This window comes from Sphingomonas kyeonggiensis (genome assembly GCF_030812785.1).
Lineage (GTDB): Bacteria > Pseudomonadota > Alphaproteobacteria > Sphingomonadales > Sphingomonadaceae > Sphingomonas > Sphingomonas kyeonggiensis_B.
The window spans coordinates 852,138-875,615 of record NZ_JAUSTJ010000003.1 but is presented as its reverse complement, the minus strand read 5'-3'; the positions used below and the strand labels follow the sequence as shown (position 1 = coordinate 875,615).

The 23,478-nt window shown below is 68.2% G+C and carries 16 protein-coding genes; 10 read left to right on the top strand and 6 right to left on the bottom strand.

Translation table 11 applies throughout. The features are described 5' to 3' along the window. The first annotated feature begins 3 nt into the window (after positions 1-3). From J2W22_RS21545 to J2W22_RS21535, 3 genes are read left to right on the top strand one after another with little or no spacing between them, the layout of a single operon-like run. Positions 4-2,487, top strand: coding sequence for a hypothetical protein (locus J2W22_RS21545; protein ID WP_307120329.1), 2,484 nt, complete (start codon positions 4-6; stop codon positions 2,485-2,487). After that, positions 2,484-7,820: a kelch repeat-containing protein gene (locus J2W22_RS21540; protein ID WP_307120328.1), complete on the top strand. Its 5,337-nt coding sequence runs from the start codon at positions 2,484-2,486 to the stop codon at positions 7,818-7,820. The genes J2W22_RS21545 and J2W22_RS21540 overlap by 4 nt, the downstream gene beginning before the upstream one ends. Beyond that, positions 7,817-10,861 (top strand): phage tail protein, encoded by a 3,045-nt coding sequence (locus J2W22_RS21535; protein WP_307120327.1) that lies wholly within the window; start codon positions 7,817-7,819, stop codon positions 10,859-10,861. The genes J2W22_RS21540 and J2W22_RS21535 overlap by 4 nt, the downstream gene beginning before the upstream one ends. A 1-nt stretch (position 10,862) precedes the next feature. Here the strand turns inward: J2W22_RS21535 and J2W22_RS21530 are convergent, their stop codons facing one another. Beyond that, a complete protein-coding gene (locus J2W22_RS21530) occupies positions 10,863-12,296 on the bottom strand; it encodes an eCIS core domain-containing protein (RefSeq protein WP_307120326.1) in 1,434 nt (477 codons plus the stop codon). 106 nt (positions 12,297-12,402) lie between these two features. Beyond that, entirely contained in the window at positions 12,403-12,960 is a 558-nt protein-coding gene (locus J2W22_RS21525) for a hypothetical protein (protein ID WP_307120325.1), read from the bottom strand. A 157-nt stretch (positions 12,961-13,117) separates the two neighbouring features. Here J2W22_RS21525 and J2W22_RS21520 point away from each other — a divergent pair, with 157 nt between their 5' ends. From J2W22_RS21520 to nusG, 3 genes are all read left to right on the top strand, one after another. After that, on the top strand, positions 13,118-13,690 hold the full coding sequence (locus tag J2W22_RS21520; protein ID WP_307120324.1) for a YqaA family protein: 573 nt from the start codon (positions 13,118-13,120) through the stop codon (positions 13,688-13,690). A 378-nt stretch (positions 13,691-14,068) separates the two neighbouring features. After that, positions 14,069-14,266, top strand: coding sequence for a preprotein translocase subunit SecE (gene secE / locus J2W22_RS21515; protein ID WP_307120323.1), 198 nt, complete (start codon positions 14,069-14,071; stop codon positions 14,264-14,266). Between the two features lie 34 nt (positions 14,267-14,300). Beyond that, positions 14,301-14,840, top strand: coding sequence for a transcription termination/antitermination protein NusG (gene nusG, locus J2W22_RS21510; RefSeq protein WP_307120322.1), 540 nt, complete (start codon positions 14,301-14,303; stop codon positions 14,838-14,840). A gap of 478 nt (positions 14,841-15,318) precedes the next feature. On the opposite strand, the gene J2W22_RS21505 is transcribed toward nusG, so the two are convergent. Together J2W22_RS21505 and J2W22_RS21500 are read right to left on the bottom strand one after the other, a co-directional pair. Then, positions 15,319-15,762, bottom strand: coding sequence for a hypothetical protein (locus J2W22_RS21505; RefSeq protein WP_307120321.1), 444 nt, complete (start codon positions 15,760-15,762; stop codon positions 15,319-15,321). A gap of 38 nt (positions 15,763-15,800) precedes the next feature. Next, positions 15,801-17,129: an MFS transporter gene (locus J2W22_RS21500; RefSeq protein ID WP_307120320.1), complete on the bottom strand. Its 1,329-nt coding sequence runs from the start codon at positions 17,127-17,129 to the stop codon at positions 15,801-15,803. Between the two features lie 248 nt (positions 17,130-17,377). On the opposite strand from J2W22_RS21500, the gene cyoA reads away from it, so the two are divergent. The 4 genes from cyoA to cyoD are packed head-to-tail and all read left to right on the top strand — an operon-like array spanning position 17,378 to position 21,337. Continuing rightward, positions 17,378-18,337, top strand: a complete 960-nt coding sequence (cyoA, locus tag J2W22_RS21495) for a ubiquinol oxidase subunit II (RefSeq protein WP_373423006.1) — start codon at positions 17,378-17,380, stop codon at positions 18,335-18,337. 15 nt (positions 18,338-18,352) lie between these two features. Beyond that, positions 18,353-20,353, top strand: a complete 2,001-nt coding sequence (cyoB, locus tag J2W22_RS21490) for a cytochrome o ubiquinol oxidase subunit I (protein WP_307120318.1) — start codon at positions 18,353-18,355, stop codon at positions 20,351-20,353. 1 nt (position 20,354) lies between these two features. Next, on the top strand, positions 20,355-20,990 hold the full coding sequence (gene cyoC, locus J2W22_RS21485; protein WP_307120317.1) for a cytochrome o ubiquinol oxidase subunit III: 636 nt from the start codon (positions 20,355-20,357) through the stop codon (positions 20,988-20,990). Continuing rightward, a complete protein-coding gene (gene cyoD, locus J2W22_RS21480; RefSeq protein WP_307120316.1) occupies positions 20,987-21,337 on the top strand; it encodes a cytochrome o ubiquinol oxidase subunit IV in 351 nt (116 codons plus the stop codon). Before cyoC ends, cyoD begins: the two co-directional genes overlap by 4 nt. A 141-nt stretch (positions 21,338-21,478) precedes the next feature. On the opposite strand, the gene J2W22_RS21475 is transcribed toward cyoD, so the two are convergent. Together J2W22_RS21475 and J2W22_RS21470 are read right to left on the bottom strand one after the other, a co-directional pair. After that, complete coding sequence (locus tag J2W22_RS21475; RefSeq protein WP_307120315.1) at positions 21,479-22,126, bottom strand: hypothetical protein; 648 nt, start codon at positions 22,124-22,126, stop codon at positions 21,479-21,481. A gap of 126 nt (positions 22,127-22,252) precedes the next feature. Continuing rightward, entirely contained in the window at positions 22,253-23,476 is a 1,224-nt protein-coding gene (locus J2W22_RS21470; protein ID WP_307120314.1) for a histidine-type phosphatase, read from the bottom strand. Between the last annotated feature and the right edge of the window lie 2 nt (positions 23,477-23,478).

The following is a 23,478-nucleotide window of genomic DNA, read 5'->3' as shown; positions in this document are numbered from 1 at the left end:
GCCATGGCGGACGATACCAGGCCCACCGTCGTCCATTCGGTGCAGAGCGCGGGCTCGCTCCAGCTGGTCGTGCAGGTGCCCCAGGCGTTGGCGCCCCCCGCGCCTCCCGCGCTGCCGGACATCGCCATGGACGTCGTCCCCGATGCCGGGGCCGACGAGGCCGCGTCCCCCACACCGCCGCCGATCGCCGCCGCCGTCACCGCACCGATACCGGCGCTCGATCTCCTGACCGTCTCGATCGCGGACCTGTTCGGCACGCCGGCCGAGGTCGTGCACATCCACACGCTCGACGCGGATTCCGGCCTGCTCCACATCCAGGCGGTCCCGCCGCCCGCCGATCCCGCGGCCGATGCGCCGGCCTATCGGCTCACCATCGGCGACGTCTCGACCTGGTTCGCGCCCGAATCGCGCGCGAACATCGCCACGCCGAAGACGCCGGTGCAGCCGCCGCCCGGCCAGGCCGCGATCAACTATCTCGGCCGCGACTATGCCGCCTTCACTGCGCTGATGCGCTCGCGCGTCGCGCAGATCGTCCGCGACGATTCCGCCTGGGCGCTCGATCATCCCGCCGATCCGATGACGACGATCATCGAAGCGCTCGCATATGCCGGCGATCACCTCTCTTTCCGCCAGGACGCTGCCGGAACCGAATCCTACCTCCCCACCGCCCGCCACCGCCTCTCGCTGCGCCGCCATGCCCGGCTGCGCGACTATGCGGTCAATGACGGATGCAATGCGCGCACCGCCCTGGTCTTCACGGTCAAGGGCAATGGCGTGATCCCGCGCGGGCTGCAGGTGGTGACGCAGCAGCCCGGCGTGGTGAAGATGAACCTGCCGGCCAGCCAGCAGCTCGCCGCCAGCACCACCGTGTTCGAGACGATGACCGACATCCCGGTCTCGATCCTGCGCAACGACCTCAGCTTTCCGCTCGCGCACTCCGCGGCCTATACGCTGCCGGAGGGGGCGATCCAGGCCCAGCTCAGCACCCCCCAGAGCGGCCTCGTCCCCGGCCAGCTGATCGCTTTCGTCCAGACGATTCCCCCCGCCGGCGTCGCCCAGCCCTTCGGTGCGCAGGTGGTGCGGCTGCTCAAGGTCGAGCTGCTGTACCAGGACAATCCGCCGCCCCAGAACGCCAAAAAAACGCCCTATGCCACGGTGATCACCTGGCACCCCGAGGACGCGCTTACCCGGTCGATGACCATCGCCGCGCAGAACCAGCCCGGCATGGTGCAGCTCTACGGCAATGTCGGACTCGCCGACCACGGCCGTACCCAGGCGGCCACGCCGGTCCCGGACACCGTGCCCGCCGGCCGCGCCTATCGCCCGATGATCGAAGTGGAGGACCCGGTGTCGGCCGCTCCTCCTCCCGGCTTCGCGGCGGCATTCGACGGGTCGCAGGATATCACGGAATCGGCGCTGCTCGTCCCCTCGGCCAAGGCGAGCCTCGCCCCCCAACCGGCGGCGGCGAACCTGTGCGTCCGCATGGCCGGGGTCCGCCCCGGCATGGCCAAGGTCGCCGATATCTGGACCGCGCGGGCCGACCTGATGAGCACCCCGGCAGCAGGCCGCGCCTTCGCGGCGGCGCCCGAGGACGGCATCGGCGGTAACCGGCGCCATTTGTTCCTCCGCTTCGGCGACGGCGCGCTCGGCGAAGCGCCGCCCCCCGGCACGGTGTTCACCGCTACGATGCGTGTCGGCGACGGGCAGAGCGGCCGGGTACGCGCCAATGCGCTGGTCCAGATCGTCGGCTCGAATCCGCTGATCGGCTGGGTGACCAACCCCCTGCCCGCCTCGCCGGGCGAGCCGGAGCGGAACGAGAGCGTCCGCCTGTTCGCGACGACCAGCTTCCGCAGCAACCTGCGCGGCATCGAGCCGACCGACTGGGACCGCATCGCCCGCACCGATCCGCTGGTCACCGAGGTCGAGGCGCATCTGAACAACGGCTATGCCCCCTGCACCGTCGGCATCGCAACCGTCGATACGGTGATGCTGGGCAACCCGCCGTCGCAGGATGCCACCTACAAGATCGCGAAGGCACGGCTGGCGGACTATGCCGTGCTCGGCGCCCCGCCGGTGATCGAGCAGGGCACCGACGTACCGGTCGACGTGGCGCTGGTCGTCTATTGCACCCAGGGCACCAACATCACCGCGGCGCGCGAGCGGCTGCTCCAGCGGATCGGTGCGGGCGCCCGCTCCGATGGCGGTCCCGCCCATTTCCACCCGACCGCCTGGCCGCTCGGCCGCTCCGTCCTGCTCTCCGACCTCATGCAATTGCTGCACGCGGACCCCGCGGTCTCGCTGGTGGTCAGCGACCCGAACATGGATCCGCGCGTGGTGTTCCGCACCGTGAGCGGCGGCGACACCACCGAGGACAATATCCGCGCCGGCCTGATCCGCATCACTGCCACCCAGCGCGCCCGCGCCGAGAATGACCGGCTCGATCCCACGATGGGCAGTGTCCGCCTCTATGTGGCGGTGTCGAAATGAGCAGCAACGGCCCCGATGACGAGATCTCGGCCGGACTCGGCGACTATATGCGCTTCAAGCAGGAGATGTTCGACCTGATCCCGCGCGTGGTGGTGGACACCAAGGGCAGCGGCATCATCCATCCGCTGGCGCGCCTCAACCGCAACGTGCCGAGCGATCCGACGCTCGCGATGATCGATGCCTTTGCCGAGGTCGCCGACGTGCTGTCCTTCTACCAGGACCGGGTGCTCAACGAAGGCTATCTGTCGACGGCGATCGAATATCGCAGCCTCGCGCTGATCGGCCGCGGCCTGGGCGAGAGCCCCGGCACCTTCATCGGCGCGACGGCAGAGATCGCGGTCTTCGCCCAGCCAGGCGACCCGGTGATGGTGCCCCAGGGCGCGGCGATCCAGGCAACCCCGCCCACGTCGCGCGGATCGAGCACCGCCGCCGGCAGCAGCCCGACCGGAAGCACGGCCAGCAGCAGCAGCACCACGTCATCGTCGGCCGCCCAGAGCACGTCCACCGCCCCGACCAGCGTCAGTGCCAGCACTGCAGCGGCGGTCGCCTCCGCGCCGGTGTTCGAGACCGCCACCTCGCTCACCGCCGTCCCGTCGCTCAACCAGCTCACTCCGCAGCAGACGCGCCCGGCCTGGGTCACCGCCGACGCGACCGAGCTGCTGCTCGCCGGCACCGGGCTCGGCCTCCAGGTCGGCGACTTCCTGCTCTACAAGCGCGTCACGCCCGCCCCGATCCAATGGGTGCGGCTGACCGTGTTCTCGGTCAGCGAGAACCACACGCTGTCGACCACCACCGTGGGGATCGGCGCGCCGATCGGCCAGCAATGGGGCGCCAGCGGCGCGACCGATCCGCTGCCGCCCAACGAAGCCAATGGGCTGGAGCTCTACGCCTTCGATCTCACCTGCCGGCTGTTCGGCTATAACGCCGCCTCCTGGTCGTCCCAGTCCGCCGCGGTCCAGCGCGCCAACACGCCGACCGGCATGGTCCCTTCCGAATATTCCGAATGGCCCGGCTATGCGATCGACCTGAACCAGCTCGATCTCCAGGCGGTCTATCCGAAGGTCCTCCCCGGCAGCCAGTTCCTGCTCGAGACGCCCGAGGACAAGACGCTGGGCATCATCGAAGCGGTGTCGCGCCAGAACATCTCCGAATTCAACATGTCGGGCCAGGTCACCGAGGTGGTATTGGAGCCCGATCCGGCGACCCTGCCGACCGGATCCGCGCTGATCCCCTCGCGCATGGGGCACAGCGCCACCACGCTCAGCGACGGACGCGTGCTGCTCGTCGGCGGCATCGGCGTGCAGGGCGTGCTCGACAGCGTCGAAATCTACGATCCCACCAGCCAGCTCGTCAGCCAGATCGACAAGCTGCCCGAGCCGCGCGCGCTGCACACCGCCACGATGGTCGACGGCAAGGTCTATCTCGCCGGCGGCGTGAAGCAGGACTGGTCGCTGGCGGAAACGGTGATGGTCTTCGATCCCTCGACCATGCGCTTCAGCCTGGTGCAGGATGCGCCGCTCGAAGTGCCGCGCGTCGGCCATGCCGCCACCCTGCTTCCGAACAACCAGATCATGCTGAGCGGCGGCCTCACGCTCGCCACCAACCAGTCCTACGACAAGATCCAGGAGCTGTTCGCCGACCTCAAGGCGACCAGCTCGGTGATGGTCTACAACCCCGCGGCGCCCGCGTGGCAGACCAGCATCAATCTAGCCCGCGCCCGCGCCGGCCACAGCGCCACGCTCTGCCCGGTGGTCAAGAGCCAGGCCGATGGCGGAACCTCGGCGACGCCGCCCGTCGCCAGCACGGTGATCTTCGCCGGCGGCCATGACGGCGGCGCCGCGCCGCCGGGCTTTCCGGACAGCGGCAAGGCGGTCGGCACGGTGTGGAACGATGTCGAGGTCACCGACACGGTCGCATGGCAGCCAACCGGCAAATGCTACGCAATAGCAGCAAATGGCACCCCCGGCAGCGCCCGCTATGCCCAGGTCGCAGTGGCCCTGCCGAACAATATGGGCTTCCTGCTCACCGGCGGTCAGTCCGCTACCGGACCAGTCGGCGACGACTGGCTGATCGGCGCATTTGCCGACTATCAGAACCCGGTCGACGGCGGCCCGTCGGCCGTGCCGACGCTCATCCCCGCGCCGGCCCTGGCCGGCCCCCGCTCGAACCACGCCGCGGCGCTGCTCCCTGGCAACAAGGTCGCGGTGGCCGGCGGCGTCTCGGGCACGACGGTGCTTGCCACGGTCGAGACCTTCGCGGTCAGCGCGGGGGTCAGTATTCCCTTCGACGGCACCGAAGTGCTCGCCCCCGGCATCGTCGGCGCGCCGCTGCCCACCCAGCAGGGCTATCCCGCCTTTGCCGCATTGGCCCAGGATTATCTCCTGCTCGCCGGCGGCCTCACCGCCCTGTCGCCTGACGCCAGCACGCCGCCCACCTATACCGGCGCGGTGGTCGCGCTCGATGCCGATGTCGGCACGATGCAGACGCTGCCCGGGCCGGTGCTGACCACACCCTTCACCCTCGCGCCGACAGGCACCATCCTGCTCGCCGACGGCACGATCCTGATCGTCGGCGCGACCCGGCCCGAGCCCTTCCCCGTGCCGACGACGAGCATGAGCGGCTTCGCCTGGACCTTCGATCCCGGCACGGGCCTCTCCACCGCGGCGGGCGCGCCGCTCACGCCGCGCATCGGCGCCACCCTGTCGCTGCTCGCCAACGGCACGGTCCTCTATGCCGGCGGCTACGGGATCGGCGACAATGGCTATGCGGTGCTCGACACCGCCGAAGTCTATGATCCCAAGAGCCGCACCTTCCGCAAGGTCGGCAACAAGATGACCACGCCGCGCTGCGGCCATAGCGCGACGGTGTTGACCGACGGATCGGTGCTGCTCGCCGGCGGCTTCGCGGTTCCCCCGATCGTCTACGACCCGCCGGGGGTCGAGGCGATCTACGTCCCCTCGCTCGCCACGGCCGAGACCTTCGCCACCGCCACCCAGGCCTTCACCGCGATCACCACGGTCTTGAACGACGGCTTCGCGCTGCATTCGGCGACGCTGCTCGCCAATGGCGACGTGCTGATCGCGGGCGGGTTCAGCGCCTTCCAGTCGGTCGCGCATTTCGAGCAGATCGAGATCTGGCCGACCGCCCAGGCGGCAGTGTTCAACATCGCCGCCCAGGCCTTCGCCACCATCGCCGCCATGCCGGTGCCGCGCGCGATGCATTCGGCGACCTTGCTGCCCGATGCCCGCGTGCTGCTCGCCGGCGGCGCGACCGACTGGACCATGGCGCCGACCACCGGCACCGTGGTCTTCGATCCCAGCAGCTTCGCCTTCGGGGCCGGCCCCAGCCTCTCCGCCGCACGCCGCTCGCAGGGCGCGGTGCTCATCGACGAAGGCGTGCTGATGATGGGCGGCGACACCGACTCGACCTATGAGATCGTGCCGCTGAGCGGGGTCGGCGGCGAGCCCGCCTATCCGCTGCCGATCTCGCTACCCTCGCCCGACTATCCCAATCTGGTGTCGCTCACCGAGGGCGTGAACCTGATCCCGCTCGCCGAGCACGGCGTCTACGCCTTTGGAGGCCAGGTCGGCGAGGACGGCAGCTCCACCTGCACGGCCGTGCTCTATGTCGAGGCGCCGCCGCCTGCGGACTCCGACGCACGCCGTCAGGCGCTGGTCTACACCCAGAGCGCCCGGCTCTATCTCGCCCCGCCGATCGACGATGCGCCGCTGCCCGGCAACACGCCGATCGGCCAGCCGGCGATAACCGACGACACGCTCGTCCTGACCGGACTGATCGACCAGATCATCGTCGGCCAGGCGCTGCTCCTCGCCGGCAATCCGCCGCTGGCGCGCACGGTGGGCGGCGTCTCCCTCGTCGGCGGCGCCAAGCTGCCCGAGGACACGCTGGTGATGGTCTATTCGCCGATTCCCCAGCGCGACGAGAGCTGGTGGTGGGCCAACCTGCCCGATACCGGCAATCTCTCACTGGAGACCGATCCCAAGGGCGAACCGCCGTCGGACTTCGTCTACCTGTCGGGCAACGGCACGACGATCGGCAACGTCACCTCCGACGAGCTCGCGCTGTTCACTCGCCCGGTCCAGAGCGAGGCGGTGACGGTCAAGGCGATCGCTCGGTCGTCGCAGGACAATACGACGACGCTGACCCTGCAGCAGCCGCTGCGCTATCTCTACGACCGCACTACGACGACGGTGTACGGCAACGTCGTCGAGGTGACCCAGGGCAGCACCGTCCCCAACGAGGTGCTGGGCAGCGGCGACGGCCAGAAGCCCTTCCAGCAGTTCATGCTCAAGCAGGCGCCGCTGACCTGGCTCGAGGATGCGGATGGCTCGATCGCGCCGCAGCTCAGCGTCACCGTCAACGGCGCGGTCTGGCAGTGCGTGCAGGCGCTGGGCAGCATGGGGCCGGACGCGCGCGCCTATCAGCTCACTCAGGATGCCCAGGGCCGCGCCCAGGTCACCTTTGGCGACGGCGTGCACGGCCTTCGCCCGCCGACCGGTACCGACAATATCACGGCCACCTACCGGGTCGGCGCGGGGACCAACGGCAATGTCGCCGCCGGCAGCATCACCCGCGCGCCGATGGGCGTCGGCGGGGTCAGGGGCGTGCTAAACCCGGTGCCGGCGAGCGGCGGCATCGGCGCGCCGCTGCGCGGCGGGCTGCGCGACCAGATCCCCATCGGCGTCGCAGATCTCGGGCGGATCATCAACCGGCAGGACATGGTCAGCTTCGTGCTCAACCGGCCCGAGGTCGGCGCGGCGGTGCTCGATGTCGTGGTGGACGACGACACCGTCGCCCAGGAACGCCGCAACGCCTTCCTGCTCACCCTCGCCGCGCCGCAGAACGGCGTGCCCGACATGACCTCGCCCGCCTTCAAGTCGCTCGAGGCCGCGGTCGATGCCGCGCAGGCGACCCGGCTGAACATCTTCCTGCTCCCCTTCGAGCCGGTGCCGTTCAAGGTCTCGGGCTGGTTCACCGCCGACAAGGGCGCCGACGTCCATGCGATCCAGCAGTCGATCACCGATGCGATCCGCGCCGCCTATGCGCTGCCGGCAATGGCGTTCGACGAACTGGTCCGCGCCAGCGAGATCGCCCGCATCGTCAATGGCATCGCCGGGGTGACGGCGAGCGGGATCACCGATCTCTGGGCCCCGACCCAGTCGAGCGACGGTCCGCCCGTCCACCACCAGCAGGTGCTGGCACCGAAGCGCGCCCAGCTTACCCCGGTTACCGGCGCGCAGATCCTCTATGTCAGCGCCGACGCCGACGCCGTGACCTTCACCGAATCGGACACCGGGGAGCCGACGCAATGACCGAAACGCCCCCCGGCACGCCGCTGCCCGATCCGCTTTACGAGCTGTTGCCGCCGATCTTCCGGATGGCGGACATTCCCCAGGGCTATCCGCTGCTCGCCCTGTGCAAGGTGTTCGACCATGTCCGCGAGGAGATCGGCGATTCGATCCGCGAGCTCGAGGACGCCTGGTTCATCCAGACCTGCCCGCTCCAGCTGATTCCCTATATCGCGGCGCAGCTCGGGCTCGAGGTGGCGCAGCCGGTCCGACCCGAGCACCGCGCGCTCGTCGCCGATGCGCTCGGCTTCCGGCGGCGCAAGGGCATCGCCGCCGCCATCCCGCGTCGCGTGCGCGACGGCAGCGGCTGGTATTCGCTCTACGCGCCCGACACGACCACGCCCTTCGCCAGCTGGCCGCTGGCCGACGCCGAGCCACAGCCGACCGCCGACACTACGTCCGCGCCCGCGCCGGCCCAGCCGGACGACCCGCCCGTCGATCCCTCCGGCGAGTCCGTCGGCCTGCTGCGCGTCTGGCGCCTGCCCAGCTTCGCGATGACCAGCGTCACGCCGCTCGGCGCCTCGACCCCGCACCTCTATCATTTCAACCCGCTTGGCCTCACCCAGCCGCTCTACAACCTCGCCAACACGCCGCTCGAATGGGTCGCCGCGCCGCCGGTCACCGCGCTGCCGGTGGAGCTCACCACTGCGATGCTCGCCGCCGACCTCGCCCAGTACAACCGCGTCTGGACGACGCCCGGCACCGGGCCCGGCAGCTCGATGCTCTATGGCAATGAGCGCGGGCTGGTGATCCGCTACAAGCAGACTAGCACCTCGGACTGGACCGCGCTCGGCGCCGATGGCGTGCGCGCCATGCCGCTCGGCACCGACTCGGTCCAGCCGCCCGCGCCGGACTATCCGCTGCTCCAGGGCGGCGCGATAAATCTGCAATCGGTCACCGCGCAGACGACCACACTCAACATGAACTATGGCGACGCGCATGCGGTGCTGGCGATCGATGTGCCCGCCGCCCCGTCGATGAGCCAGTTGCTCGCCCTGCTCCAGCAGGCGATCGCCAGCTGCACCGTCACTCCCGGCACCCAGGTGACCGAGGCCGACGTCCGCGCGCTGATCTGCGGCGTGCTTGGTAATGCGCTGCTGATCGTGCCGACGGTGCCCACCGCATCGCTGTCGCTGCTGCCCGCGCCCGGCAGCCAGGACCCGCTGCTGCTGACCGGCAGCGCCCGAACGGGCATCGCCGCAGCGACCCTGCCGCTCGACCAGCATCTGCTCGACGTGATCAACGGCGCCGCGCCCGGCACGGTGATGACCTTCACCGCACCGACCAAGAAGGTACTCAACCTCAACCTGCCCTTCTCCACCCCGGTGACCACACCCGCCGAGGCCGAGACGGCGTTCGCGGCCAAGCTCACCAACTGCTTCGTTACCCTCGTCGGCGACCGGGTGGTGATCGTCGCCCCCGCCTCGACGCAGACGCCGATGGCACCCACCCCACCCGCCTGGGAGCTGGGCCTGGTCCCCGCCGCGACGATCGATCCCGAGCAGGGGCTCTTCAGCTGGCCCTCAGCCTGGGGCGGGCCTGCCGCGCTCAGCGTCGACTATGGTATCGCCATGCCCGGCGCGATCGGCGGGATCGGCCTGCGCCCCGCGCTTCCCGTACCGGCCAATGCCGTGACGCTTTACGATGCCGGCAACACCGGCTGGATCGTCAACCAGCTGAGCCTGTGGGAAAGCAACCCCAAGCCCTTCACGGTGCTGGTGCTGCAATCAAGCGCGACCCGCTACATCAACGCCCAGAAGATCGCCCCGCCACCGGGGGACAAATTATGGGTCGTCTCGGCCGCCGGCAGCCAGGCGCTCCTCAACGTTTCGAATCCCACCTCCTTCTCCCTGACCGGCCCCAGCTCGGGCACGCTGGGCACCTTCGGCATGTCGGGGATCCTGTTCCAGGGCGCGATCTGGCTCAATGGCGGCAATCTCGAGCTCAACCTGCTCGACATGACGCTGCTCCCGCCCAGCGGCAGCGCGATCCTGCCCGCCCCGCCGCCGCCTCCGCCACCCCCACCACCACCGCCGCCCGCGCCTTCCCCCTCGCCGACACCGGCCCCGACTCCGGCCGCGTCATCGACGCCCACGCCCGCACCGGCGCCGTCGCCTCCACCACCACCACCGCCGCCCTTCAACGGCAAGGCGGTGATCACCCTGGAGCGGACGATCGCCGCGCCGCTCGATTTCAGCCGGGTGGAGGGCACGGTCACCCTCGAAAGCTGCGTGCTGAGCCCGCTGCACGTGCCGCCGGACGACATGACCCGGCCGGTGCTCTACTTGCCCCTGGCCACCGCCCATATCGCCCGCACCACCTTGATGGGCGCCGCCCAGATCGGCGCAGGCGGCGACGCGGTCGACTCGCTGTTTGCGGGCCCGCTCCACTGCTCGGGCAGCATGACCTTCTCGAATTGCTACGTCGTCGAGCTGCGCTATCTCGTCGCCGGTGCCGGGGCAGCCGGCGCCGAGGCGGCGCTCGACGCCGCGTCCGCCCCCACTCCCGCCCCCCCATCTACAGCAACCCCAACGCCCGCACCTGCACCTGCACCGCCCAGCCTGTTGGTGGCGCGCTGCAAGAGCTGCGGGAAAATCAGCGGCGTGGGCGGCAGCAACGTCCTGCTGCGCCATCTCGTGCTCGGCACGCCCGACACCAATTACTGCAGCTGCACCACCGCGTCGGACTCGACCGTCACCGCCTGCACCACCTGCACCGATCCGAATTGCGCCCTCACCTGCCCGGTGCGCGCGACGGGGACCAGCTTCCAGTTCGGCACCGCACCGCCGGTCTTCTTCCCCGACAACGCCTATCCGCTTCCCGATTTCGCGCGGCTCGAGCCCTATCCGGCGAACCCGCGGATAATCGATACGGGGGCGACCAACCGAGACCAGCTCGGCGCCTACAACCTCGCCGTGCCGTCCGGCCGGCGTGCCGAGCTCGCCGTCGCGCTGGAGGATGCGCTGCTGGAGGGTTTCACGCTGGACCCGCGCTTCGAGAGCTGAGCTAGGTTTCCCACCAGTTCAGCGCCTTGGAGCCGATCGTGGTGGTGCCCATACCATGGCGCTTCATCAGGTCGTCATAGCCTTCGATCCGCTCGATCGGATAGCCGAAGCCGTCAGTGCCGATCATGTTCTCGCCATCGTCGTCATGGGCGATGCCCTTGGGAACGCGGTGCGGCGACATCTGCCCCGCCTCATAGGAGCCGGGCGTCATCGGCGCCGTCCAGTCGTCGTCCTCCAGCATGTCGTCGTCGGGCGCTTCGACATGCAGGTGAAGCCGGTTCGAGACCGGGATGTTGATCTTGGAGTGCGGCCCATAGTCCGGGATGTTGCCGTGCATGTTGTTGGCCGCCTTGAGCAGCCGCTGCACCACCGGCGTGTGCAGCGTCATCGTCTCGCCCTTCTTCTTGGCGGAGATGATCGCGCCGACCGCATTGTCGAGTTCGTCGAGCTGGTCCTGCACCGCCTTGTTGTACCACTGCGCCTCGGACTTGCTCGCGATGTGCGGCAGGTTCAGCTTCCGCCGCCCCACGGTCGCGTTGTAGAGTCTTCCGGTCCAGCGCTTGAGGTCGTTGTCGTCTTCCTTGCCCGAGATGAACAGCGCGGTACTCAGCTCGATCCCGGCATAGGGGAAGCGGTGCGGCATAGCGAGGTCATCGTCCGACGGGCTCAGCCCGGACTGGTCCATGCCGGTCTGGATGCCATAGGTGACCTTGGCGAGCTTGTAGGCGATCGACGAGAAATTGGGTCGCGTCTTGCCGTCCTTCTGCACCTTTGCGTAGCGCTGGAGCATGTCGTCCAGGAACTCGGTCGTCGAGTTCCAGGAATAGGGGCCCTCGCCCTTGGCGGCCCATCCACGCAGGTCGCCGATCCAGCCGGGGCCGAGATCGTCCTCGATCACGCGCTTGACCTCGTCGACCAGCCAGTTGGTATCCTTGCCCGCCTTGGTCTTGTAGGTCCCCTTCAGCGCCCCGGCGCCGATGGTGAACTCGCCCTGCACGGTGTCGCCGACCGGTGCCGCCAGCGGACCCGCCGGCGCAACCGCACCGCCCCGCCCCTGCGCCAGGCTGGCGGAGCCCATCCGGTCGGCCTCCCGCTCCAGCCCGGCATCGTCGTTGACCGCAGTGCCGATCATGTCGACGGTGGGCCGCACCCGCCCCTGCGCCTGCTGGACGACGTGCCAGGCCTCGTGCGGCAGATGGCGTTCCTGGCCGGGTGCCAGATGAATGTCCGTGCCCCTTGCAAAGGCATGCGCGGCGATGCGCGCCGGCTCGGGCGAGCGGTAATGCACGCGCACCGCGTCCATCGACATGCCCGACATGGATTCCAGCCCCGCCTTGAGCCCGTCGGGCAACCCGGTGCGGTTCGCCCCTCCCGGCACCGCCCGGCGCTGGACCGGCGCGGCGATCGGTACCCGGCTGATGTCGTGCAGGGGCATGGGCGCAGGCCCGGCCGGCGCGTGCGGCGCCAACGCCTGCGCCCGGGCCGGCGCCGCTGTCTGCAGGGGCGCGCGGCCTGGGACATGTGCGCGCGCCGTGCGCATCCTATTTGATCCGGATGAGCAGGATCAGCGTGGCATAGGCCGGCGGCGGCACGGTGAAGGTGGCCCCGAGGACATAGTGATGGTGATTGCCGTCGTTGATGCCGTCCTCGCCCGCCAGCACGTACCGCCACGAAGTGGTCGGGCTGTGGTCCTGGATGATGTAGTTCTGCACATTGTCCGAGGTGTTCGCCGAGGTCGGCGAAGTGATGAACTGCGGGTTCTGCCAGCCCACCGTCACATCATATCCGCCCGTGGCGCCCGCATCGCCGGTATTCAGGCCCAGGATGAAGCGGTTGCGCAGGTCGGGCAGCGTCTGGCCGTTGAACGGGCTCAGCGGATCCTTGACCACGCTGCCGTCGCACACCGCGAAGCCGGGCGGACAGATCAGCGTCTTGGTGTTCCCATCGTTCGAATCGACCGAGAAGGCGGTGGCCGGCGGATACCAGGAGATCACCGTCCCCACCGGTACCGCGTAGAGTATCTCCACGGGCGGCTGCGACGGAGTCGGGGGCGGCGTCGGTGCGGGCGCCGGCGTGCTCGTGGGGGCGGAGGTCGCCATGATGCGGGAGGCTAGGGTTGGGACCGAGCGCCCGCAAGGCGAATTGCCTCCGAAAAGGCCCAATGCGGCGCGGGCCGCGGGCGCGGCATGGACAAGTCCCGGCGCCCCCCATAAAGGACGGCTTCTCCCTTCCCGCACGGAAAGTTGCCCGGTCCCGATGTTCCGACCTCTGTACGACTGGGTGCTGCGCATGGCGCATCACCGCCACGCGCTGCCGGCGCTGTTCACCGTTTCGTTCGCCGAGGCCAGCTTCTTCCCGATCCCGCCCGACGCGATGATGATGCCGATGGTGCTCGCGCGCCGCGACCGTGCGTTCCTGATCGCCGGCATCTGCACGCTCGGCTCGGTGCTGGGCGGCATCTTCGGCTACGCGATCGGCTATTTCCTGACCGACTTCGCGAACCAGGTGCTCGAATTCTTCAAGCACAACGCGTTCCACGAATTCACCGAACAGTACAACAAATATGGCTGGGCGATCATCCTGGTGAAGGGCCTGACGCCGATCCCGTTCAAGCTGGTGACCATCGCCAGCGGCCTGTCGCACTATCCCTTCGCCCTCTTCGTGCTGCTCGCGACGATCACCCGCAGCGCCCGCTTCTTCCTCGTCGCGACGCTGCTCAAGATCTACGGCGCGCCGGTGCAGGAGTTCGTCGAGAAGCGGCTGGACCTGTTCGCCTGGGGCTTCCTGGCGCTGATCGTGCTGGGCTTCGTCGCAGTCGCGCTGTTCTAACTCCCCTTGCAATCCTGCCTACCTTCGCAATCTCACGCCTACCTCGTCATCCCCGCGAAGGCGGGGATCCAGGGTAGCGAAGGACGGTGGATGCAATCGAGCATCGGCTAACCGGAAACACCGAAGCGGGCCGCCCGCTCCCTGCCTGTGGCCCTGGATCCCCGCCTTCGCGGGGATGACGATGAAATAGACGTTCCGGGCTCGGTCAAACGCCCCGTTTCTTTTCCTCGCGCCGCCAGCTTGCACCCTCGCTCGCGACTCGCTAGATACAGCACCCAATCCGACAGCGTGGGTGGGAAAGCACCGGTTCCTTCAGGAAGGACCGGGCAGCGGACCCGTGCCCCGCAGGCGGCGAACTTTGAAGCGAGGATGGCCCCAGTGGCGAAGACCAGTCCGACCGAATTCGTGAAGCAGGTGCAGACCGAGGCCCGCAAGGTCGTGTGGCCGTCGTGGCGCGAGACGTTCATGACCGGCGTGATGGTCATGATCATGACCACGCTGCTCGGCGTGTTCTTCTTCGGCATCGACGCCGTCTTCGACTTCATCGTCAATTCGCTGCTGCGCCTGGCGCAGTAAGCCGCACCGAAGAACCAAAGGGAAAAACGAACGCATGGCGCGCTGGTACATCATCCACGCCTATTCGGGCTTCGAGGGCAAGGTCCGCGACCAGATCCTGGCCGACGCCGCCCGCATGGGCCTCGACCGCCTGGTCGAATCCGTCGAGGTGCCGACCGAGACCGTCACCGAGGTCCGCCGCGGCAAGAAGATCCAGTCCGAGCGGAAGTTCTTCCCCGGCTATGTCCTCGCCAAGCTCGAGATGAACGACGACGTCTATCACCTGGTGAAGAACACGCCGAAGGTGACCGGCTTCCTCGGCTCGTCGGGCAAGCCCCAGCCGATCAGCGAGGCCGAGGCCGCGCGCATTCTCAACACCAAGGACGAAGCGGCCACCGCCGCGCCCAAGGCGAAGGTCAAGGTCGACTACGACATCGGCGACACCGTCAAGGTCACCAGCGGCAACTTCGCGACCTTCTCGGGCGTGGTCGAGGAGCTCGACTACGACAAGAGCCGCGTCAAGGTCTCGATCTCGATCTTCGGCCGCGCGACGCCGCTGGAACTCGGCTTCGAGGACGTCGAGCGCATCAAGTAAGCGCGCGCGATCCTGGGATCACGAAAGGGCCGGGGCGAAAGCTCCGGCCTTTTTCGTTGGCGGCGGGCAGGCGCGCCCGCCTGACCGGACGCACTGCATCCGGAAGCTCGCACCGCTCCTCTGCAAGCTCCCGGCTCCCCGGCGAAGGCCGGGGTCCAGCTTCGGCATAGCCGGCGGGACAGGAAAACCTCTCGAACGACATCGCAGCCGAAGCCCGGGGAACGGCGGTTTTCCACCCCACCGCGCATATTCACGACCACGGAAGCCGCCGCCGCACCGCCTTTCCTACAAAGCGATGTTCTGCTATTGTTCCGCAGCAACGCTCTTTGAACCGGTGAACCCCGTTCCTGCCCGCAGCCCGCTATCGGGCCGCAACCGGCGACGCGTGCCAATATCGGGGCCCGCACCGTCCGCTGGTGCATCCCGGGCGTAGAGGGCGGAGTGGACGCAACGAACCGGAAACCGGCCCGTCTGAGGGTCACCGGGCGTGAATGGTGCCAACTTCCGCGTCCGGACCGTCCGCATCCGCAAGCAGCGGATAGACCAGCGCGACCTCGCGACCGATCCGCTCGCGCATCGCCGCGCGCATGGCATGCGAGGCGTCGCGATACTCGTCCCACCGGGTGGTGATCTCGCGGATCGTCCAGCTGGAGATATGCGTGGTCGAGGCGAAGCGGTCGTGCTGCGCCCCTGCCCGCAGCGCCTCGATATCTGCCCTGGCCTGGCCGCCGGCCCGGGCGATGAGGTCGGGATAGAGCCGGTCCAGCAACATGGTCCGCGCCCGGCTGGCCCGGGTGAGCGCGAGGCGGACCGCGGAAAGCGCCTGCATGGACGGCTCGGGACGCGCCGCCAGCGCCTCCAGCTCGTCGAGCCTGGTCCCTATCTCCGCGTGCAGCCGCTGCAGCTCGTCATATGCGCTCATTGCTCAGGAGAATGCGCGGCGGTCGTTTTGTATCCGGATCAGGCTTCCTTGCCGCCCCATTCCCGGTTGAGCCCGAGCGCCGCCAGCGTGCACACCGCGCCGGAGAGGAGGTAGGCGCCGACCGCCAGCAGCCCGAAACTGCTCGCCAGGAACAAAGCGGCCAGCGGCGCGAAGCCGGCGCCGATGAACCAGGACGCGGTCGCCGTCGTGCCCGCGCCGGTGTAGCGCCGCTTGGCCGAGAAGCTCGAATTCACCGCGCCCGAGCTCTGGCCGAACGACAGGCCGAGCAGGATGAAGCCGAGGATCATGTACACCCATTCGCCGGTCGCCCCGGTGCCGAGCAGCTGCGGCGCGAATCCGCTATAGGCGGCAATGAAGGCGGCCGAGACGCCGAGCAGGGTGCGGCGGCCGATCCGGTCGGCAATATAGCCCGACAGGACCACCGCGATCAGCCCCACCGCGGCGCCGACGAGCTCGATCACCAGGAAATGCTCGGCCGGCTCGCCCTTCAGCACCACCCAGGATAGCGGAAAGACGGTGACGAGGTGGAACAGCGCGAAGCTGGCGAGCGGGGCGAAGGCGCCCAGGATCACGGTGCGCCCCTCCTCGCGGAACAGCTCGCCCACCGGGGTCGGCTGCAGCTCCTGGCTCTCGTAGAGCCGCTCGAACTCGGGGGTCGAGATCAGCCGCAGCCGGGCGAACAGCGCGACCACGTTGATCACGAAGGCGACGAAGAACGGATAGCGCCAGCCCCAGTCGAGGAAGTCGGCCGGGCTCAGCGCGGTGAGCAGGAAGGCGAATACGGCGGCGGCCACGAACAGGCCGATCGGCGCGCCGAGCTGCGGGATCATCGCATAGAAGCCGCGCTTCTCGTGCGGGGCGTTGAGCGAGAGCAGCGAGGGCAGCCCGTCCCAGGTGCCGCCCTGGGCGAAGCCCTGGCCGAGCCGGAACAGCGCAAGCAGCGCCACCGCCACCCCGCCCGCCTGGGCATAGGCCGGCAGGAAAGCCATCGCCGCGGTCGATCCGCCGAGCAGGAACATCGCGATGGTCAGCTTCACCCCGCGGCCATGCTTGCGGTCGAGCCAGATGAACAGCAGCGCGCCGAACGGCCGGGCGATGAAGGCCAGCGCGAACACCGCGAAGGAATAGAGCGTCCCGGTCAGCGCATCGACATAGGGGAAGATCACCGCCGGGAAGACGATCACCGATGCGATGGCGTAGACGAAGAAGTCGAAGAATTCCGAAGCACGGCCGATGATGACGCCGACGGCGATGTCGGACGGGCGCACTTCATGGTCCCGCGCGTTGATCAGCCGGGCGTCGCGTTCGAGCTGCGTCGAATTCGTCGTGCTCAGCGTGGCCACCATCCCTCGGTCCTCTTCCACTCGCTGCGCATGCACAGGCACGGATGCGCAACGACCCAGTTCCATGATAGTTTCCGGCCTAGTCTATCGTCAGTCGCCTGCCTTTGACATCGGTCAAAGGCAGAAGAGCATCGGGAGGATAGCTGGGGCGCATGCTGAGACCAGGATCCAAGCTGCATCGCCGGGCCTTTTGGGGCCTCTCCATACTGGCCCTGCCCCTGATTCTGGGTGGCTGCGACAAGATGGTCGTCATGAACCCGACCGGCGACATCGCCGTGCAACAGCGCAATCTCATCCTGTTCTCTACAGGGGTGATGCTGCTGATCATCGTACCTGTGATGGCGCTGACCATCTGGTTCGCCTGGAAATACCGGCGCGGCAATCCGAACAAGACCTATGACCCCGATTTCGATCACTCGACCACGCTCGAACTGATCATCTGGACCTGCCCGCTGCTGATCATCATCGCGCTGAGCGCGGTCACCTGGACCAGCACGCACCTGCTCGATCCCTTCCGCCCGCTGGAGCGCATCGCCCCGGGCAAGCCGGTGCCGACGAACACCAGGCCGCTCGAGGTGCAGGCGATCGGGCTCGATTGGAAGTGGCTGTTCATCTATCCGGACCTGGGCATCGCCACGGTCAACGAGCTGGCGCTGCCGGTCGACCAGCCGGTGCATTTCTCGATCACCTCGACCGACCAGTTCAACACCTTCTACGCCCCCACCCTCGCCGGCATGATCTATGCGATGCCGACGATGAAGTCGGAGCTGCACGCGGTGCTCAACAAGACTGGCGACAGCTGGGGCTATTCGGGCAACTATACCGGCGCCGGCTATTCGGACATGCGGTTCAAGCTGCGCGGGATGGACAAGGCCGGCTTCGACCAGTGGGTCGCCGGGGTGAAGGCGGGCGGCGCGCTCGACACCGCGACCTATCTCCAGCTCGCCAGGCCGAGTGCGAAGGTGCCGGTGATGCGCTTCTCCACCGTCCAGCCCGGGCTGTTCGACAGGATCGTCAACCAGTGCGTGGAGCCCGGCAAGCCCTGCATGGTCGACGTGATGCGCGGCGACATGATGCGCGCGCGGATGAAGCCCGGGAAGGAGCCGCCGCCCGGCGCGCCCAAGCCCGCCGAACCGCATCACGAGGGCATGAACATGTCCGCCCTCCCTCCCCTCCGCATGCCCGGCGCCCCGCGCGCCGCCCAGGCCTGAGCGATCGGAACCGCCATGACCGACAATCTGACAAAGACGGTGTTCGGACGCCTGTCCCTGGAGTCCCTGCCCTTCCTGCACGAGCCGATCCTGCTCGGCACCTTCATCGTCGTCGCGCTGCTCGGCTTGGGCCTGGTAGGCGTGGTGACCAAGTACAAGCTCTGGGGCTATCTCTGGAAGGAGTGGTTCACCAGCGTCGATCACAAGAAGATCGGCATCATGTACATCATCCTGGGCATCGTGATGCTGCTGCGCGGCTTCTCCGATGCGCTGATGATGCGCGCCCAGCAGGCGATCGCCTTCGGGGACAACCCCGGATACCTGCCGCCCCACCACTATGATCAGATCTTCACCGCGCACGGGACGATCATGATCTTCTTCGTGGCGATCCCGCTGATCGTCGGCATCGTCAACTTCGTCATGCCCCTCCAGATCGGCGCGCGCGACGTCGCCTTCCCGTTCCTCAACAATCTCAGCTTCTGGCTGACGGTCGCGGGCGCGGTGCTGGTGATGCTCTCGCTGTTCGTCGGCGAGTTCGCCCGCACCGGCTGGCTCAGCTACGCGCCGCTGGCCGGATTGCAGTACAGCCCCGACACAGGTGTCGATTACTATCTCTTGTCCCTCCAGATGGCCGGCGTCGGCACCACCCTCTCGGCGATCAACATGGTCGCCACCGTCATCAAGATGCGTGCCCCTGGCATGACAATGATGAAGATGCCGGTCTTCACCTGGACCGCGCTCTGCTCGAATGTCCTGGCCATCGCCATCTTCCCGGCGCTGACCGCGGCCTTCTTCCTGCTGCTGCTCGATCGCTACGCCGGCACCCGCTTCTTCACCAACGAGCTCGGCGGCGCGCCGATGATGTACTGGAACATGGTTTGGATCTGGGGCCACCCCGAGGTCTATGTCCTCGTCCTGCCGGCCTTCGGCATCTATTCGGAGATCACCTCCACCTTCACCGGGAAGCGCCTGTTCGGCTATTCGTCGATGGTCTACGCCACGGTGGTCATCACGATCCTGTCGTATCTCGTCTGGCTCCACCACTTCTTCACGATGGGCGCCGGCCCGACGGTCAACAGCTTCTTCGGCATCGCCACCATGGTGATCTCGATCCCGACCGGCGCGAAGATCTTCAACTGGCTGTTCACGATGTACCGCGGCAACATCCGCTTCGAGCTGCCGATGATGTGGGTGGTCGCCTTCATGCTCACCTTCACCGTCGGCGGCATGACCGGCGTGCTGCTCGCCATCCCGCCGGCGGACTTCGTGCTGCACAACTCGCTGTTCCTGGTGGCCCATTTCCACAACGTCATCATCGGCGGCGTGGTGTTCGCGCTGTTCGCCGGCATGGTCTACTGGTTCCCCAAGGCCTTCGGCTTCAAGCTCGACGACTTCTGGGGCAAGGTCGCCTTCTGGGGCTGGGTCATCGGCTATTGGGTCGCCTGGACACCGATCTACATCGTCGGCCTGATGGGCACCACGCGCCGCGTGAACCATTTCGACGATCCGAGCTTCCAGCCCTATTTCGTCATCGCGGCGATCGGAGCGGTGATCATCCTGGTCGGCATCCTCGGCTTCGTGATGAGCATCCTGGTCGGCTGGCTGAAGCGCGAGCAGCACAAGGACGTCACCGGCGATCCGTGGGAGGGCCGCACGCTCGAATGGTCGACCGCGTCGCCCCCACCGGCCTACAACTTCGCGTTCACCCCGGTCATCCACGACCTGGATGCCTGGTACGACATGAAGAGCCGCGGCTATCTGCGCCCGACCACCGGCTTCCGCCCGATCCACATGCCGAAGAACACCGGCGCGGGCGTGATCCTCTCGGCCCTGGCGCTGGTCTTCGGCTTCGCGATGATCTGGTACATCTGGTGGCTCGCCGCCCTCAGCTTCGCCGGCCTGTTCGCGGTCGCCGTGGGACACACCTTCAACTTCAAGCGCGACTACACCATTCCCGCCGAGGAAGTCGCCGCAACCGAGGACAAGCGCACCACGCTGCTTGCGCAGGGGGCCTGACATGACCGACCACACACTGGAACCCCAGGCCGAGCCGGTCTGGCACCTGACCGAGGAAGAGGAGCATCACGATCACGGGGCCAGCGGCCCCACGATCCTCGGCTTCTGGATCTACCTGATGAGCGACGCGCTCATCTTCGCCTCGCTGTTCGCGATGTTCGGGGTGGTGGCCGGCGCCTATGCTGGCGGCCCGGTCCCGCGCGAGATCTTCGACCTGAAGCTCGTCGCGCTCAACACCGGCCTGCTGCTCGCCTCGTCGATCACCTTCGGGGAAGCGATGCCGCACATGGAGGCGGCCCGGGTCGGTCCCGTCCGCTTCTGGCTGGCGCTCACCGGGCTGCTCGGCGCAGGCTTTGTCGGGATCGAGCTCTACGAGTTCTCGCACCTGATCGCCGAGAATGCCGGGCCGAACCGTAGCGCCTTCCTCTCGGCCTTCTTCACTCTGGTCGGCACCCACGGCGCGCACGTCACCGTCGGCCTGGTGTGGATCGTCACCATGCTGATCCAGCTCGGCCAGCACGGCCTCAACCCGGCGACCAAGCGCCGCCTGATCTGCCTGTCGATGTTCTGGCACTTCCTCGACATCATCTGGATCGGCGTCTTCACCTTCGTCTATCTCTATGGAGTGATCCGTTGAGCACCCCGCACGAAACGCCCGGCACGCACGGGCACGGCAATGGCCACCGCATCGGCGCGCTGCTCGCCATCGTCCTGACGGTGATCCCGTTCTGGCTGGTGATGAACGGCTCGCCGCTCTCGCCCGGCTGGACCGTGGCGGCGATCTTCGCCTTCGCGATCGTCCAGATCATCGTCCATGTCGTCTTCTTCCTGCACCTCGACACGCGGTCCGAGGGCGGATGGACACTGCTCGCCTTCCTGTTCACCGCGGTGATCGTGATCCTGACGATCGGCGGCTCGGTGTGGGTGATGTACCACCTCAACGCCAACATGATGCCGATGCCGCAGGACATGGGGGGACATTGAAAGCCCTCTCCCTTTGGGAGAGGGTTGGGTGAGGGTGAGCTCTCCTCGAACGATATCGTCCGTGGCGCGCCCGCCCTCATCCTTCCCACCCGCTGCGCGGGCGGGCCCCTCCCTTCTCCCACGGGGAGAAGGGAATACCCATCAGATCGCGATCTCGGTCCACTCGATCGTCGAGCCACCACCGCTCTGGGACTGGTTGCTGCTCGTATTGTAGGCGCCCATCTTCGGGTAGAAATGGCGCCCGCTCTTCAGGCTGCCGTCAAAGACGGTGCCCGCCTTGTCCCCGTCGGGGTTCGACTTCTTGCAGATCACGCCGTTGATCCGGTATTCCGGCGTCTGCCCGGTGCTCACCGATACGCTGACGTCATAGGAGCTGCCGATCACCACGGTCGGCGCGCCGCTGCACACCTGCCCGCCCTGCACCACGTAGAACTCGAAATTGCCGCCCGACTTGGGCCGCACCGCGAGCTGGGTGATCGGTTCGGACGGGCCCGAAGTGCTCCCTGCCGCGACGACGTTGAGCACCTGCATCACGCTCACATACTTGCCGCCGCTCACCAGCTTGAACCGCCCGCTCGCCGAGGCGCCGGTGGTGCTCGACGTGCCGCGCAGTTCCGCCCTGCCCGGCGTGCTGTCGGTTCGCTGCTGGATGGTGAAGCGCTTGCCGTTGCTGATATTGGTGATGCTGCCGCGGGCATCGACGTCGGTGGTGTAGGCCCAGGCGACCCCCGCGCTAGCGAGGATCAGGCCGATGGCCGCGAATGCAGCCGTACGATTATGCTTGAACATGGCATCTTCTCCAGGCGCCTCCTGGATTGCCCCGGCAGTCTCATGGGAGCTTCGCTCGTGCCGCCGGTCCGGCCAGACTGGTCATGGCCGGACCGATTGGCAAGGCATGATTGATCGGAAAGGGTGTCAGCGCAGCGCGGGCGCCAGCTTCTCCTCGAACTGGGCGAGCGTGCACAGGCCCCGGATGCCCCGCGCCGCGCATCCCGGGATCGCCAGCACCGCACGATAGGGTGCATCGGCCACGAGCGGCCCGGCGCTGCGGATTTGCTCGAGCGTCTGCGACCGGTAGAGTGCGCGGACGTAGAGCGCGCCCGTTGCGTCACGCAGCCGTTCCAGCACGATCGCCCCGCCCGGCGCAGGGTCGTCGGCGGCGATCCCCGGCACCTGCCAGTGCACGTCGAGCAGCCCGCCCAGATTGGCGACATTGGTGTCGTGCCCGGAGACGAGCGTCACCGCCGCGCTGCCGGTCAGTCCCTCGACCAGGATCGGCGCGATGCCGGCGAGGTGCTCAGCAGCGAGGTGCGGCGGACGGGCGAGCAGGCGGAATTCGAGCGCGTGGAACGCCGACAGCGCGGCGACATCCCCGGCAGTCGCCCGGCCCCAGCCGACCTCGGCCATCGGCTTGCCCTCGCCATATTCGAGCAGCAGGATCTGCGCCACAGTGGAGGCACGATCGAGTGCGCCCTCCAGCTTGGGACGCTTGCCGGCGCCGGCGGGAAGGATGCGCGAAGGCGCGGCGGAGACGCCGCACCCGCTTGTGGCCGCACCACAGAGGATCTTGTCGAGCCGTGTGAGCAGCGGATGGAAGCGCGCCTCCACCGCGGCGATGCCACCCGGCCCGATCGCCGTGGCGAGCTCCGCATTCGCAATGGCGGGATCGACGCTGCCGTCACCCGAGAAGATCGGGTCGTCCTCGCCCTGCGGCCGGTGGCGGCTGGGGATGGCACAGCCCGGCGCAAGCGCGGCGAGCCAGACATCGGCGGTGGCAATGGTGCGCTGGTCGCTGTCGGCGACCACGGTAACCGCGCCTTTTGCCGGGCAGCCGGTAGCGGGAAGCACCCCAAGCCGGCGCAACCGCGCACCGTCCCATCCACCAAGCCGGCCGACCGCCTCCGCCCCGTGCGGAGTGAGCCAGCCGGGCGCGACCGGCCAGCTCGGCCAGGGGTCGGCCGCCATGCCCGCAGGTATCGGCGGCGCCTTGGTCGGCGGGCGCACGCCGTGCCGCATCAGCAGCACGACGCGGTCCACGGTCAGCCCCGGCGGCGGGGCGTCGGCGGCGGGTCCCGCAGGCCCGTTGCCGCCCAGGCTGAGCATCAGGGCGACGCCGCCCAGCAGAGTGCGGAACGTCATCG